Here is a 15,262-nt window from a genome sequence, read left to right on the forward strand (position 1 = left end):
GAGTACATCATGAAGAAATATCGTGTCGCCATCCTTGGCGCAACGGGCGCCGTCGGTCAGGAGTTCCTCAACCTCATCGAAGAGTGCAAATTCCCGTTCTCTGAGCTGCGCCTCCTCGCGTCCAGCCGCTCGGCGGGCAAGAAGATCGCATTTATGGGCAAGGAATATACCGTCGAGGAGACAACGGCGGATTCCTTTGCGGGCATCGACATCGCGCTCTTTGCGGGCGGCGCGGCGAGCAAGGAGTTCGCGCCCCACGCCGTCAAGGCGGGTGCCGTCGTCATCGACAACTCGAGCGCGTTCCGCATGGATCCCGAGGTGCCGCTCGTCGTGCCCGAGGTCAACCCCGAGGCGATCAGGAAGCACAAGGGCATCATTGCAAACCCGAACTGCTCGACCATCATCATGGTCATGGGGCTGAAGCCTCTCTATGATCTCGCGAAGATCCGCCGCATCGTTGTTTCCACCTATCAGGCGGTCTCGGGTGCGGGCAAGGAGGGCATGGCGGAGCTCGAGGCTCAGGTCGCGGCACTCTCGGCGGGCAAGGACGCCGAGGCGAACATCCTGCCCGTCGGCAAGCTGCCGAAGCACTATCAGATCGCGTTCAACCTCATCCCGCAGATCGACGTTTTCATGGACAACCTCTACACGAAAGAGGAGATGAAGATGATCGACGAGACGAAGAAGATCATGGAGGACGACAGTCTGCGCATCACGGCGACCACAGTGCGCGTGCCTGTCTATCGCAGTCACGCCGAGTCTGTCAACGTCGAATTCGAGAGTGAGATCTCCCTCGATGCGGCGCGTGCGGCGCTTGCGGCGTTCCCCGGCGTCATCCTGCGCGACAATCCGTCGGAGCAGGAGTACCCGATGCCGCTCTTCACCTCGGGCAAGACGGACGTCGAGATCGGCCGTCTGCGCCGCGATGAGTCGACGGACAATGCTCTGAACTTCTGGATCTGCGGCGACCAGATTCGCAAGGGCGCGGCGCTCAACGCACTCCAGATTGCAGAGTATATGATTGCGCACGAGCTCGTCTGAATATAGAGTTTCAGGGACATATTTCCACTTAGGAGATATGTCCTTTTTTTGCGCTTTCGAGGAGGTCATTGCCTCTGCCCCAGCCTTTTGTTTCGCGGGGTGGAGAAGATTTTACTGCTTGTATGCAGAGAAAAGGGAATGCCTGTTTTCTTGAAAAAAACGATGGATTTTGCTATAACTGTTAAAGAAAGTGGCGAATTGTGGTGGAAAGTGCCACGCTGTGGCGATGAAGTTTCGAAGGGTGGTGCGGCAGAATGTTCATGGGGGAATACACCCACAGCATTGATGCCAAGGGCCGCGTCATCCTGCCCGCCGACTTCCGTCAGGAGCTCGGCGTCTCCTTTATCATCACGAAGGGGCTGGACGGCAGTCTCTTCCTTTTCCCGCAGGCGGCATGGGATGAGTTCGCGGCAAAGCTGCGCACGCTCTCGATTGCCGACCCGAATGCGCGCGCCTTTGCCCGCTTCTTCATCGCGGGGGCGCGCACGCTCGAATGCGACAAGCAGGGGCGTTTTCTCGTCCCCGCAAATCTGCGCGCCTACGCGAACATCGGGCTCAAGCAGGATGTCATCCTCACGGGCGCGGATGCGCGCATCGAGGTCTGGGACAAGGAGAAGTGGCTGCGCTATGCGGGTGAGGTCGACCCGAATATCACGGAGATCTCGACGCAGCTTGCGGGCTACGGGATTACGATATGACGGACTTTCATCATGTGAGCGTCCTGCCCGAGGAGGCGCTGACGGCGCTGTGTATTCGTCCCGACGGCATCTATGTGGACTGCACGCTTGGCGGCGCGGGACACGCGGGGCGCATTGCGGCACAGCTCTCGCCGAAGGGGCGTTTGATCGGCATCGATCAGGATGAGCTGGCGATTGCCGCCGCGCAGGAACGCCTTGCAGGTGCGAAATGCAGGGTCACGCTCGTGCGCGATAACTTCCGCAATCTGTGCGCGATTCTAGGGCGTGAGGGCATTTCGTCCATCGATGGGATTCTCTTCGATCTGGGAATTTCGTCCCCGCAGATTGATACGGCGGAGCGCGGTTTCTCCTATATGCAGGATGCGCCGCTCGATATGCGTATGGATCGGCGTGCTGCACGCAGCGCACGCACGGTTGTCAACGAGTACACGGCGGAGGCGCTGACGGAGATTTTCTACACCTTCGGTGAGGAGCGCTGGGCGAAGCGTATCGCGGAGTTCATCGCCCAGGAGCGCGCACAGCATCCCATCGAGACGACGGGCGAACTCGTTGCCGTGATCGACCGCGCTGTGCCGAAGGCGGTGCGCGCGCAGGGGGGACATCCCGCGAAGCGCGTCTTTCAGGCAATCCGCATCGAGGTCAACGAGGAACTGACGATTCTTGCAGATGCAATGAAGGATGCTGTCGATATGCTCAGAACGGGCGGACGGCTTGCCGTCATCACATTCCACTCGCTCGAGGATCGCATTGTAAAGAAGACGCTGAAGCAACTCGCACAGGGCTGCATCTGCCCGCCGAGGACACCGGTCTGCATCTGTGGGCATACGCCGAAGGTGCGGCTGATCGGCAAGGCGCGTGCGGCAAGCGCCAGCGAATGCGCGGCAAATCCGCGTGCAAAGAGCGCGAAGCTGCGCGCTGCAGAGAAATTATAAGATATTAGAGATAAAGGAGGTGAGGGCGTATGCTGGCGCATAGAGAAGACGATTATGAATACGAGATATCCGAGACGCCCGCACCTGAGATACAGCCGCCGAAGGAGCCGCTCGTACGGCGCGAGGTCAATACGAATCTGCGTAACTGCCTGCGTGCGATCTTCTTCCTCATCGCGTTCGGCGCGATGGTGGTGACACTGCTCGGCGGTATCGGCGCAAAGAACGGCTACACCCTGCTCGACACGCAGCAGAAGGCGGATCAGCTCGAACAGGAGAACGAGCGGCTCAAGATTGAGATTGCACAGCTGAAATCGCCCGCGCGGATCGAGTCGATTGCCGTGGAGCAGCTGCATATGCAGGTACCGCAGAATATGTATTTTTCACACGAAGGGGAATGATGCGCATGATGAAGCGGTTACAGGAACTCGCAGAACTCATTCCGAACGCGCGGCTCTCAGGGGGCGACGTCGAGATCACGAGCATTGAGCGGGATTCGCGGCGCGTCGGAGAGGGCGCGCTCTTTGTCTGTATCGCGGGCGCTCATGTGGACGCACACAGCTTCATACCAAATGCGGCGCGGGCGGGAGCTCGCGCCATTTTGACGGAGCGGGAGACGGTGGTTGTGCCCGACGGCATGAGCGTCCTCCACGTGCAGGATCTACAGGCGGCACTGGATGTGATTGTGCCGTATTTCTATGACTATCCCGCGCGCAGCATGCGCGTCATCGGCATTACGGGCACGAACGGCAAGACCACGACGAGCTATCTCGTGCGCGCAATCCTGCGCCACGCGGGAAAACGCGTGGGACTCATCGGGACGATACAGGTCATGATGGAGGACGAGGTGTTCCCCACGGCGAATACAACGCCCGATGTCATCGTCATGCAGCAGCTGCTTTCCGAGATGCGTGCACGCGGCATGGATGCGGTCGTGATGGAGGTCTCCTCCCACGCGCTCGATCAGGGGCGCGTTGCGGGCATCGAGTTCGACACGGCGGTGTTCACGAATCTGACGCAGGATCATCTCGACTATCACAAGACGATGGAGAACTACGCGCGGGCAAAGGCGCGCCTCTTTGACCTCGTGTCGGAGGCGGGAACAAAGGCGGGCAAGACCGCCGTGCTCAATGCGGACGATGCGGCGAGCGTGACGATGCGTGCGCATACGCGCTGTCCCGTCATCTCCTACGGCATGGAGCAGCCCGCTGATCTCGCGGCACGGGATGTGCATCTGGCGCAGGACGGCATGGAGCTGACGCTCGTTCATGAGGATGCAGAACCTGTGAAGCTGCATATCGGCATCACGGGGCTGTTCAATGTCTACAATGTGCTCGCAGCGACGGGCGCGGCGCTTGCGGAGAAGATAGACGCAGCGGATATCGCGGCGGCACTCCGTGCGTTCACGGGCGTGCCGGGACGCTTTGAGCTTGTGCGCGCGGGACAGGATTTCTCCGTCATCGTGGACTATGCGCACACGCCGGACGGCATGGAGAATGTCCTGCGCACGGCGCGCGCCGTGACGGCGGGGCAGATCATCGCCGTCTTTGGCTGCGGCGGCGACCGCGATCGGACGAAGCGCCCCATCATGGGACGCATGGCGGCGGAGCTCTCGGACATCGTCGTCCTTACCTCGGACAATCCGCGCACGGAGGATCCTGTGTCGATTCTGGATGAGGTGGAGACGGGCGTTCTGCCCGTGATCGGTGCAAAACCTTACGAGAAGCTCGTGGATCGGCGCACGGCGATCTTTCATGCCATTGGCGCGGCAAAGGCGGGGGACACGGTTGTCATCCTCGGCAAGGGGCATGAGAACTATCAGATTCTAAAGGACGGGACAATTCATTTCGACGACCGCGAGACGGCGCGCGAAGCAATCAGGGGGCTGTGATATGGGACTGACATGGGACGAGATGTGCGCGGCGACGGGCGCACAGCTGCACAGTGGGAAACTCGCGGGTACTGCCGTCATTCCGCAGATTACGACCGATACGCGCAAGATTTCGGATGGAGATCTCTTTATCGCGCTGCGTGGTGAGAACTTCGACGGGGCGGACTTCGCGGCGGATGCGCTCGCAAAGGGCGCAGCGGCTGTGCTCGTCGCGGAGCCGATCTCCGCAGACGTACAGAAGGCGCTGAAAAAGGTGAAGGGCGCTGTCCTTACGGTAAAGGATACGCTCGTGACATATCAGGCAATTGCCCACGCGTGGCGCATGAAGTTCGACATCCCCGTCGTTGCAATCACGGGCTCGAACGGCAAGACGACGACGAAGGATCTGACGGCGGCGGTGCTCTCGGGGCGCGGCGCAGTCTGTCGTACGGCGGCGAACTACAACAACGAGGTCGGATTGCCGCTCACGCTGCTTGGCATCACGGCGGAGGATACTGCCGCCGTCGTGGAGATCGGTATGCGCGGGCTGGGGCAGATCGCGGCGCTCGCGCCCGTCGCCGTGCCGAACATCGGCATTGTGACGAATGTCTGCGAAGTGCATATGGAGCTGCTCGGCTCCATCGAGAACATTGCAAAGGCGAAGGCAGAGCTCGTGGAGGCGATTCCTGCGGGCGGGACGGTCATCCTCAATGCGGACGATGCGCGTGTCGCCGCAATGCGTCCGCTTGCAGGAGAGGGCGTACGCGTCCTGACCTATGGCATCTCTGCGGCGGCGGAGGTGCGCGCCGAGGCGTTGCGCTGCTCCGCTGATGGCTCACAGTTCATGGTGACGTGGGCGAATGAGCGCCACGACTACAGCATTCCGCTCGCGGGCAGGCACAATGTCAGCAACGTGCTTGCGGCGCTTGCGGCGGGCTTTGTGCTCGGCCTCACGCCGCAGGAGATGCAGACGGGGCTGCAGCGGCTTATGGTGACGAAGATGCGCTACGAGGTGCACGAGGTCGGCGCATGGACATTCATCAACGATGCCTACAATGCAAGCCCCTCATCCATGCGCGCCGCCATTGAGACGACAGCGGCTCTCTACGCAGGGCGCAAAATTGCCGTGCTTGGCGATATGCTCGAACTCGGCTCGGCTGCCGAGGAGGCGCATCGGGACATCGGGCGGAGGGTCGCGGCACTGGGCTTTGCGGCACTCGTGACCTATGGGCCGCAGGCACGATGGATGCACGAGGAAGCGGAGGCGGCCGGATGCAACGCGCATCACGCGGAGACGCACGCGAAGGCAGCTGACGTTCTGAGAAGTCTGCTTGCGGACGGCGATACAGTTCTCTTCAAGGGCTCGCGTGGGATGAAGATGGAAGAGATCATCGGACTTTTGACGGGCAAGGAAGCGGGGCACTGATGGAACATCTCGTAGATTTTCTTTCTCCGCAGCTGCGCGCTCTTGTGACCGTCGTAACATCGCTCGCTATTGTCCTTTTCAGTGGCGTATACTTTCTCCCGTTTCTGCATCGTCTGAAATACGGGCAGAGCATTCGCGAGGAGGGCCCTGCGAGCCATCAGGCAAAGAGCGGCACGCCGACGATGGGCGGCGTGATGATTGTGCTCGCCGTGACTGCGGCGACCCTGCTCTTTGCGCCGCTCACGGTGACGACGCTGCTCGCGCTCTTCATCTTTCTCGGGCATTTCCTGCTCGGCTTTGCGGACGACTATATCAAGGTCGTGAAGAAACGCAACCTCGGGCTGCGCGCCTATCAGAAGCTGCTCGGACAGCTCCTCATCTCCGCCATTACCATCCTCATCGGGCGCGCACTGCTCGGACACGATACGAGCGTGTGGATGCCGATTCTCGGCGAAACGCTCGACATTGGCGCACTGTACTACGTCCTCGTCGTATTTGTGCTCGTCGGCACGTCGAACGCAGTCAATCTGACGGACGGGCTCGACGGTCTTGCCTCGGGGACAGTCGCCGTGGCGGCGCTCTTCTATGCGGCGCTCCTGTATTCTGTCGACAGCAGTCTCATGACGTTCTCTGCGGCGATAATTGGTGCAACGGTCGGCTTTTTGTGGTATAATCATCATCCGGCGAGAATCTTCATGGGCGACACGGGTTCGCTTGCACTCGGCGGGGCGCTCGCGGGCATCGCGATCCTCTCGCATACGGAGATGCTTCTGCCCATCGTGGGCTTCGTCTTCTTCTGCGAGGCGCTGTCCGTGATCCTGCAGGTCATATCGTTCCAGACGCGCGGCAAGCGCATCTTCCGCATGAGTCCGATTCATCATCACTTCGAGCTCGGCGGATGGAGCGAGACACGCGTGGTATATACGTTCTGGGCGGTTGGCGCAGCGGGCGCGGTGCTCGCGTGGATTGTTGTACTCATATCTTAAATGGCGGCATCGTGCATTCCCCACGCGAACGCTTAGTTGCGCAAGTGATCGCGTGCTTGTATGCTTAAATACCGGCGGACTTCTTAAACGCGCTTCGCTTGAACGAAAGAAATCCGCCGGGGCATACCGCACGCTTTACTCACTTGCTCCACTAGGGTTCGCTTAGGGAAACGCACTAAGCTGCCCAACATCTATTCACCCGTGATAACCGATATAAAATCAATACGAATTCATACTAAGGGGGACACAGGGAATTGTCCTATCAAAATCAGTCTGCGCTCGTCATCGGGGCGGGCATCAGCGGCTTTGCGGCGGCGCGATACCTCGCGGCGGCGGGCGCGCGCGTGACGCTCTCGGACGCGAAGGCCGAGGCAGATGCGGAAAAAGATGCACTGACGCAGAAACATATTGAAGATTTGCGGGCGCAGGGAATCTCCTGCGTCTTTGGCGCACAAAGGGAAGAACTGCTCGCGGGGACGGATCTCATCGTCCTCTCGCCCGCCGTGCCCGAGCGCATCCCACTCGTGACCGCCGCACGGGAACGCGGCATCCGCGTCACCACCGAGGTCGAGCTGGCGGGAGAGATTGCACGTGCGCCCCTCTATGCCATCACGGGGACGAACGGAAAGACCACGACGACGACGCTGCTCGGCGAGCTCCTGCGCGCGCATTTTGCTGCGGTCGGCGTCGGCGGCAACATCGGCGTGCCGCTTATCGATGTGGCGCAGGAGACCCCCGCAGACGGCGCGATTGCGGCGGAGATCTCAAGCTATCAGATGGAGGCAACTGCGCATTTTCACGCTGCGATTGTCGCGGAGCTGAACGTGACCCCCGACCACATCGTACGTCACGGCTCGATGGAGGTCTATCAGGCGATGAAGGAGAAGCTCTTTGCCGCGCAGACGGCGGAGGACTTCCTCGTGTTGAACTATGACGATCCGCATACGCGCGGGATGGCGGAGCGTGCCAATGGGCAGGTATGCTTCTTCAGCCGACGTGAGGAACTCGCAGAGGGCGCATGCGTGCGCGCCGACGGCATGATCGTCATTCGCTGGGATGGCGAGGAGCATGTCCTCATTGAGACAAGTGAACTCGGTATTCCGGGTGGACATAACGTCGAGAATGCGCTCGCGGCGGCGGCAATGGCGTTCTTTGCAGGAGTAACGCCTGCAGAGATGCGCCCTGTGCTGCGCGCGTTCAAGGGTGTGGAGCACCGTATCGAATTTGTGCGGACGCTGGACGGCGTCAGATACTTCAATGATTCGAAGGCGACGAATACGGATTCTGCAATCAAGGCGCTCGAGGCATTTGCCGGGCATATGATCCTGATTGCGGGCGGCGACGACAAACTGACCGACCTCACGGAGTTTATGACGCTTGTGCATGCGCGCGTGGATGAACTCATCCTTGTCGGCGATGCGACGGAGCGCTTTGCTGCGGCGGCACTCGAGGCAGGAATCGCGGCGGAGCAGATCCACCGCGCGGGCTACCATATGGAGGAGGCCGTACGGATTGCACATGAGCTTGCCGCCGCGCCGCAGACGGTGCTCCTCTCGCCCGCCTGTGCCAGCTTCGACATGTACGGCGGCTATGAGGAGCGCGGTCGGGACTTCAAGAGGATTGTGAACGAGCTATGAACATCATCGTATCGGGCGGCGGAACGGGCGGGCATATCTACCCTGCGCTCACAATCATCCGCGCGATTCAGCGCCGTGAGCCGTCCGCGCGCATCCTCTACGTCGGCACGCCGCACGGGTTGGAGGCGGACATCGTGCCGCGCGAGGGGATTGACTTTATTGCAGTCGACCTCGCGGGCTTTCAGCGAAAAATCTCATTGGAGAACATCTCCCGCGCGTGGCGTGCCATGCTTGCCGTATCGCGGGCACGCGGCATCGTGCACGGCTTTCGTCCCGATGTTGCCATCGGGACGGGCGGCTATGTCGCGGGACCCATCCTCCTCGCGGCGAGCCTTGCGGGCGTGCCGACCCTCGTGCAGGAGCAGAACGTCTTCGCGGGCGTGACGAACCGCATCCTCGCGAAATTTGCAACGGCGATTGCCGTGGGCATGGAGGACGCAAAGAATGTTTTCCCAAAGGAAAAGACCTATGTGACGGGCAATCCGATCCGCCCCGAGGTGCTGACGGCGACGCGTGAGGACGGCGCGCGGGCATTTGGGTTTGACCCTGCGAAAAAGACTGTGCTCGTCTCGGGCGGCAGCCGCGGCGCGCGCTCGATCAATCGCGCGATGGTCGAGGTTATCGCGCACGCGGCGGAGCAGAGCGAGGTGCAGTACCTCCATGTGACGGGTTCGGACGAGCATGGGGATACACTTGCGCGCATACGGAATGCGGGCGTACGGCTCGAGGAGCATCCGAACCTGCGCGTCCTGCCGTATCTCTACAATATGCCAGAGGCGATGGCGATGGCGGATGTCGCTGTCTTTCGCGCGGGCGCAACGGGGCTGGCGGAGCTCGCGGCACGGGGGGTGCCCGCGATCCTCATCCCGTACCCGTATGCGGCGGAGAACCATCAGGAGAAAAATGCGCGCGCTGTCGAGGCGGCGGGCGCCGCAGAGGTCATTCTCAACCGCGATGTCAGCGCTGCGGCACTTGAAGGGGCGCTCGGCGCTCTGCTCGCGGATGATGCGCGCCGCGCAGATATGGCGGCGGCGATGAAGCGGCTCGGAAAGCCCGAGGCAGCAGAGGAGATCGCGGCGCTTGCGCTGCGGATTTGTAAAAGAGAAGGGTGAGGACGTTGCTCAAGGATTTGAAGGGGATTCACAACATACATTTTGTCGGCATCGGCGGCGCAGGGATGAGTCCGCTCGCAAAGATTCTCCTCCTGCTCGGCTACAATGTGTCCGGCTCCGATCAGGGGACATCGCCCATCATCGAGGAACTCGTGCGACTCGGCGCGCGCGTGTCGACGGACGGACAGCGCGCGGAGAATGTACGCGGTGCAGATGCGATTGTCGTCTCCACGGCGATTCCCTACGACAACCCCGAGGTCATTGCAGCGTGGGATCTGCGCATCCCGAAGCTGCACCGCTCTGACATCAATGCCGCGCTCGTGAATGAGTACGACGGCATCGCCGTCGCGGGTTCGCACGGCAAGACGACGACCACCTCCATGATTGGTGTGACGCTCGACCGCGTGGGCGTGTCGCCGACCATCATTGTCGGCGGCGAGGTGCCCGATCTCGGTACGAATGCGAAGCTTGGCACGAGTCGCTGGCTCGTCTCCGAGGCAGATGAGAGCGACGGCTCCTTCCTCAAGCTGCGCCCCCACGTCGCCGTTGTGACGAACGTCGAGGACGACCATATGGATCACTACGGCACGATGGAGAAGATCATCGAGGCATTCCGCACGTTCGTCGATCAGGTGGATGAGGACGGCACGGCGGTGCTCTGCTTTGAAAATGAGATCCTGCGGAACATCGCGGCGGCGACGAAGCGGCGCGTTATTTCCTATGCCATTGATCGGGAGGCGGACTACCGTGCGGCGGACATCGAGACGCACGGCTCCATCATCTCGTTCAATGTGTTTGAGCGCGGCGCAGAGATGGGGCGCATCTCCCTCAACATCCCGGGGCGTCACAATGTGCTCAATGCGCTCGCCTGCATTGCGGTCGCACGTCTTGCGGGCGTCGATTTCACGCAGATACAGGATGCGCTTGCGGGCTTCCACGGGGCAAAGCGCCGTTTCCAGACGAAGGGCAAGGAGCGCGGCGTCTGGGTGGTGGATGACTATGCACACCATCCGACGGAGATTGCCGTGACGCTGACGGCGGCGCGTGCGACGAATCCCGCACGCCTCATCTGCGTCTTTCAGCCGCATCGCTACTCGCGTACGCAGCTCCTGCGCGCGGAGTTTGGCGGATGCTTTGCCGCAGCAGACCTGCTCCTCCTGACCGATGTCTATGCGGCGGGCGAGGCACCGATTCCCGGCATCAGCGGCGAGACGCTGATGGAGGAGGTCGCAAAGGCAACGGGGCAGGACAGTGTCTACCTGCCCGAGCGTGCAGATCTCGAGTGCTACCTTGCACAGCACGTGCGTGCGGGCGATCTTGTCATCACGATGGGCGCGGGCAACATCCTCGAGGTTGGGGAGGCGCTGGTCGAACAGCTTAAAAACGGTACGGTAGGCACGGGCGAGCAGCCCGTTGTCGTCGTCATGGGCGGCTCCTCCACGGAGGCGGAGGTCTCGCGCCGCTCGGGCGGTGCGATTCTGAAGGCGCTGCTCTCAAAGGGCTATCCCGCCGTCGGCATGGAGCTGAACCCGCCCACATTTGCCGAGGAGATTCAAAATCTGCATCCTGCCATCGTATTCAATGCCCTGCATGGGAAGTACGGCGAGGACGGCGTTCTGCAGGGGACACTCGACATGCTCGGCATCCCCTACACGGGCTCGGGCGTGCGCGCCGCCGCGCTTACGATGGACAAGCTGACGGCGAAGCGTATCTTCCGCGCGGAGGGCATTGCGACACCACGCTTCCTCTGCATTCATGCGGGGGAGCGGGACGTATATACGGCGGAGCGCGTGCGCGCGGAGTTCGATCTCCCGCTCGTCGTCAAGGCACCCGAGCAGGGCTCGAGCATCGGTGTCTATATTGTGACGCGTGAGGAGGACGTGCAGCGTGCGATTGATGAGGCGTTCTCGTATGGGAACGAGGTGCTCATCGAGGAGTTCATCCAAGGGCGCGAGCTGACGGTCGCCGTGCGGGGAACGAGTTCCCACGCGGAGGCGCTGCCCGTTATCGAGATTACGACCACCTCGGGGCGCTATGACTACGAGAGCAAGTATACGCCGGGCGCATCGACGCATATTGTGCCCGCAGAGATTTCCGAGGAGTGTACGGCGGCGGTGCAGCAGCTCGCCGTGCGCGCATTTCAGGCGTGCGGCTGCGCGGGTGTTGCGCGCATTGATGTCATGCTGAGCGATGCGGGCGAGCCGTACGCTATCGAGGTCAACGCCGTGCCGGGCATGACGGCGACCTCGCTCGTGCCCGATGCCGCACGTGCCGTCGGCATTGATTTTCCTGAGCTCTGCGAGGAGATCCTCGCGATGGCGGGATACCGTCGATGAGTTCGCGCCGCGTTCTAAAGGGGGCACTTTACCTCCTGTGTGCCGCCGCCGCGATTGCCGCGCTCATCTATTCGCCGCTCTTCACCTTTCAGCAGCTCGTTGTGCGCGGCAACGTCCATCTGGACGAGGCAGAGCTGTGCGAGATTGCACGCATTCAGTACGGACAACGCCTATTTGAACTAAAGACGGATGCCATGACGACGAATCTGTTGCACGATCTGCGCATCGAGTCCGCCGTTGTGCGCCGTCAGCTACCGAACAAGATCGAGATGGAGATCGTCGAGCGGATTCCCGTGGCTACGGTCGCCTGTGACTACGGCTATCTGGACTTTGACCGTCAGGGCAAGGTCATCGCGAGCTATCGCACACTCAAGGGCGCGGACATCCCCATCATCACAGGGGTGAAGCTGCGCGATCTCTACATCGGGGATGACAACTCCAATGCGCAGGTCGCGCAGGTCATCACCTTCCTCGCGAAGATTGACCCTGCGGACATTGGGGAGATCTCCGAGGTCAACATCACCGTGCCGTCCGCCGTCGTTGCCTACACGAAGACGGCGCTTCCAATCCGTCTCGGTGATATCGGGCGCATCCCCGAGAAGGCAGGACTCACACAGGATTTTTTGCAGGATCAGAAGACCACGCGTCATACAATCGAGTACGTCGACTTTAGCTATGACGCACCATTTATCAAACTCGCAGATAAGACTATAGAGGGGAAATAAATGAAACAATTCCGGCAGGGCGGGTGGCTCATTGCGCTCGTCTGCGTATTGATCGGATTTATGATTGCCGTGCAGTTTCGCACGGCGCAGGATGGAAAGGCAAGCCTTTCGCAGCAGCGCATTGAGGAGATCTCGGATCGCCTGCTTCAGACCGAGCACGAGCGCGACGAGCTCGGCGAGGAGTTGCGCAAGATGCAGGCGGCTGCCGCCGATGTGGACAACAAGCAGGATCAGGAAATGCTGCGCTACCGTGCGGCACTCGTACCCCTTGAGGGGGAGGGCGTCATTGTGCGCATGGATGACAGCGCAAAGCCCGTAAAGGCGGGGGAGAATCCGAATCTCTACGTCATCCACGACGACGATCTCCTGCGCGTCATCAACGAGCTGCGCGCGGCGGGCGCTGAGGCGATCTCCGTCAATGGACAGCGTCTCACGGGCATCTCCGAGATCCGCTGCGCGGGGCCGACACTCTCTGTGAACAACGTGCGCTCCTCCGCGCCGTTTGAGATTCGCGCCATTGGGGACAAGAAGTCACTTGAGAACTCGCTGCGGATGCGTGGCGGCGTCGTCGAGACCCTGAGCGTCTGGGGCATCCAGCTCGATATCACCGTGAGCGACGATGTTTACATTCCACCCTATCGCGGGAGCATACGGCAGAGCTACGCGCGTGAGACAGAGGAGCGCGAGGAGGGAAATAAATGATTTACATCGTTCTCGTCAGCCTCGCGATCGGCCTCCTCATCGGCTATGTGAGCCCGATTGTCATTCCGCTCGCGTATTCAAAGCTCTTTTCCGTCGCGCTCGTTGCGGCGCTTGACGCCGCATTCGGCGGCCTCAGAGCTGCAGTTGCGGAGCGCTTCGACAAGCATGTCTTTGTCACAGGTTTTTTCTCGAATACCTTGCTCGCGGCAGCGCTCGTCTTCATCGGCGACCGCCTCGGCATCGACCTCTACTACGTCGCCCTGCTCGCATTCGGCTTCCGTATCTTCAAGAACCTTGCAATCCTGCGCCGCCACCTGCTGAAGGACTATCGGGACGGCGTGGAATAATAAAAGATACTAAAATTTTTTGTTGCTATGGAAATATATTGATTTTCATGGTAAAATATGCGAGGACAATTACTATTTATTGATAGAAGCATATATACACATCATATGGAGGCTGAAGCTGTGTTCGAACTGGATGATAACTTTGAAGAACTCGCAAAGATCATCGTTGTCGGTGTAGGCGGCGGCGGTGGCAACGCGGTCAATAATATGATTGACTCCGGATTGCAGGGCGTTGAATTTGTGGCGATCAATACGGATGCACAGGCGCTCCTGCAGTCCAAGGCAGCAGTGCGCATTCAGATCGGCGATAAGGGGCTCGGTGCAGGTGCACGCCCCGAGATTGGCGAGGCAGCCGCGATGGAGAGCCGCGAGAAGATCGTAGCGGCGCTGCGCGGCGCGGATATGGTCTTCATCACTGCCGGCATGGGCGGCGGTACGGGCACGGGGGCAGCACCCGTTGTCGCGGAGTGTGCGCGCGAGCTCGGTGCACTGACGGTTGCCGTTGTCACGCGTCCCTTCTCCTATGAGGGCATGACGCGCGCGCGCAATGCGGATGCGGGAATCACGAATCTGCAGCAGCACGTTGACACGATCATTACGATTCCGAACGACCGCCTCATGAAGATCATCGACAAGAGCACACCTGTCACCGAGGCGTTCAGCAAGGTTGACAATGTGCTCTGGCAGGGCGTCAAGGGGATCACCGACCTCATCACGAATCAGGGGGTTGTCAACCTCGACTTTGCGGACGTTCAGACGACGATGGCGAACGGTGGTGCGGCGATCATGGGCATCGGTGAGGCACGCGGCGAGGGTGCATCGGTTGCGGCGGCAAAGGCTGCAATCGAGTCGCCGCTGCTCGAGACGAGCATTGAGGGTGCGACCTCCGTCATTATGAACTTCACGGGCTCGAGGGCGCTCAGCATGTATGAGGTCAACGAGGCATCCGAGTGGTTGAACAGCGTCATCATGAACGCATCGAACGGGCGTCAGGCAAATATCATCTGGGGTATCGGCGTGGACGAGAGTCTCGATGACAGCGTCCGCGTCACCGTTGTTGCGACGGGCTTCGGAGTGACGGAGACCGCCGGCACGATGGGGGCGAACTATACGGATACGGGGCTGACGGCGGATTGGATCTCCATGCCGGGCATGACCGGCACGTCCGCACCGAAGGCGGTGCCCGCACAGCCTGCTGCTCCGCAGCCACAGGCACGTCCCGCGGCGTCGATTATCCCGCCGAATATGGGAAATGCTGCCGGCAATCGCCGCATGAATGTCGTCGAGCCGAATGCCGGCTCCGGAGGCATGGATATCATCGATATCCCCGAATGGATGCGCAAGCGCTAAACAGAAACCGCATATGAAAAAAGCACAGAAGCGAAGGCTTCTGTGCTTTTTCTATGGACAAAACTAAGGAAGCACTGATAAATTCAGCACCGCCATCTTAGCG

At 60.7% G+C, this 15,262-nt stretch carries 14 protein-coding genes; all 14 read left to right on the top strand.

The window, feature by feature from the left end:
* The first annotated feature begins 9 nt into the window (after positions 1-9).
* The 14 genes from AXF19_RS07685 to ftsZ all read left to right on the top strand — a co-directional run bounded on the left by AXF19_RS07685 (position 10) and on the right by ftsZ (position 15,159).
* On the top strand, positions 10-1,041 hold the full coding sequence (locus tag AXF19_RS07685) for an aspartate-semialdehyde dehydrogenase (protein ID WP_066847198.1): 1,032 nt from the start codon (positions 10-12) through the stop codon (positions 1,039-1,041).
* 254 nt (positions 1,042-1,295) lie between these two features.
* Positions 1,296-1,739, top strand: coding sequence for a division/cell wall cluster transcriptional repressor MraZ (gene mraZ / locus AXF19_RS07690; protein ID WP_006692737.1), 444 nt, complete (start codon positions 1,296-1,298; stop codon positions 1,737-1,739).
* Positions 1,736-2,671 carry a 16S rRNA (cytosine(1402)-N(4))-methyltransferase RsmH gene (gene rsmH / locus AXF19_RS07695; RefSeq protein ID WP_066847200.1) on the top strand — a complete coding sequence of 312 codons (936 nt, stop codon included), beginning with the start codon at positions 1,736-1,738 and terminating at the stop codon, positions 2,669-2,671. The genes mraZ and rsmH overlap by 4 nt, the downstream gene beginning before the upstream one ends.
* Before the next feature lie 29 nt (positions 2,672-2,700).
* Complete coding sequence (gene ftsL / locus AXF19_RS07700) at positions 2,701-3,069, top strand: cell division protein FtsL (protein WP_066847203.1); 369 nt, start codon at positions 2,701-2,703, stop codon at positions 3,067-3,069.
* Positions 3,070-3,074: 5 nt separating this feature from the next.
* Positions 3,075-4,559, top strand: coding sequence for a UDP-N-acetylmuramoyl-L-alanyl-D-glutamate--2,6-diaminopimelate ligase (locus tag AXF19_RS07705; protein ID WP_066850127.1), 1,485 nt, complete (start codon positions 3,075-3,077; stop codon positions 4,557-4,559).
* Between the two features lies 1 nt (position 4,560).
* The gene (locus tag AXF19_RS07710) at positions 4,561-5,964 is read left to right on the top strand and encodes a UDP-N-acetylmuramoyl-tripeptide--D-alanyl-D-alanine ligase (protein ID WP_066847205.1); all 1,404 of its coding nucleotides are present in this window, start codon (positions 4,561-4,563) and stop codon (positions 5,962-5,964) included.
* Positions 5,964-6,950, top strand: a complete 987-nt coding sequence (gene mraY / locus AXF19_RS07715) for a phospho-N-acetylmuramoyl-pentapeptide-transferase (protein WP_066847209.1) — start codon at positions 5,964-5,966, stop codon at positions 6,948-6,950. The genes AXF19_RS07710 and mraY overlap by 1 nt, the downstream gene beginning before the upstream one ends.
* Before the next feature lie 254 nt (positions 6,951-7,204).
* The gene (gene murD / locus AXF19_RS07720; RefSeq protein WP_066847214.1) at positions 7,205-8,587 is read left to right on the top strand and encodes a UDP-N-acetylmuramoyl-L-alanine--D-glutamate ligase; all 1,383 of its coding nucleotides are present in this window, start codon (positions 7,205-7,207) and stop codon (positions 8,585-8,587) included.
* Positions 8,584-9,699 carry an undecaprenyldiphospho-muramoylpentapeptide beta-N-acetylglucosaminyltransferase gene (gene murG / locus AXF19_RS07725; protein ID WP_066847217.1) on the top strand — a complete coding sequence of 372 codons (1,116 nt, stop codon included), beginning with the start codon at positions 8,584-8,586 and terminating at the stop codon, positions 9,697-9,699. Before murD ends, murG begins: the two co-directional genes overlap by 4 nt.
* Positions 9,700-9,704: 5 nt before the next feature.
* The gene (gene murC / locus AXF19_RS07730; RefSeq protein ID WP_066847220.1) at positions 9,705-12,035 is read left to right on the top strand and encodes a UDP-N-acetylmuramate--L-alanine ligase; all 2,331 of its coding nucleotides are present in this window, start codon (positions 9,705-9,707) and stop codon (positions 12,033-12,035) included.
* Positions 12,032-12,760, top strand: coding sequence for a cell division protein FtsQ/DivIB (locus tag AXF19_RS07735; RefSeq protein ID WP_066847222.1), 729 nt, complete (start codon positions 12,032-12,034; stop codon positions 12,758-12,760). The genes murC and AXF19_RS07735 overlap by 4 nt, the downstream gene beginning before the upstream one ends.
* Positions 12,761-13,462, top strand: coding sequence for a DUF881 domain-containing protein (locus tag AXF19_RS07740; protein ID WP_066847224.1), 702 nt, complete (start codon positions 12,761-12,763; stop codon positions 13,460-13,462). It begins immediately after the preceding gene.
* The gene (locus AXF19_RS07745) at positions 13,459-13,809 is read left to right on the top strand and encodes a small basic family protein (RefSeq protein WP_066847226.1); all 351 of its coding nucleotides are present in this window, start codon (positions 13,459-13,461) and stop codon (positions 13,807-13,809) included. The genes AXF19_RS07740 and AXF19_RS07745 overlap by 4 nt, the downstream gene beginning before the upstream one ends.
* A 105-nt stretch (positions 13,810-13,914) precedes the next feature.
* On the top strand, positions 13,915-15,159 hold the full coding sequence (gene ftsZ / locus AXF19_RS07750; protein ID WP_172837372.1) for a cell division protein FtsZ: 1,245 nt from the start codon (positions 13,915-13,917) through the stop codon (positions 15,157-15,159).
* Positions 15,160-15,262: the final 103 nt, after the last annotated feature.

Origin of the sequence: Selenomonas sp. oral taxon 126, from assembly GCF_001683335.1 — a bacterium.
GTDB lineage: Bacteria > Bacillota > Negativicutes > Selenomonadales > Selenomonadaceae > Centipeda.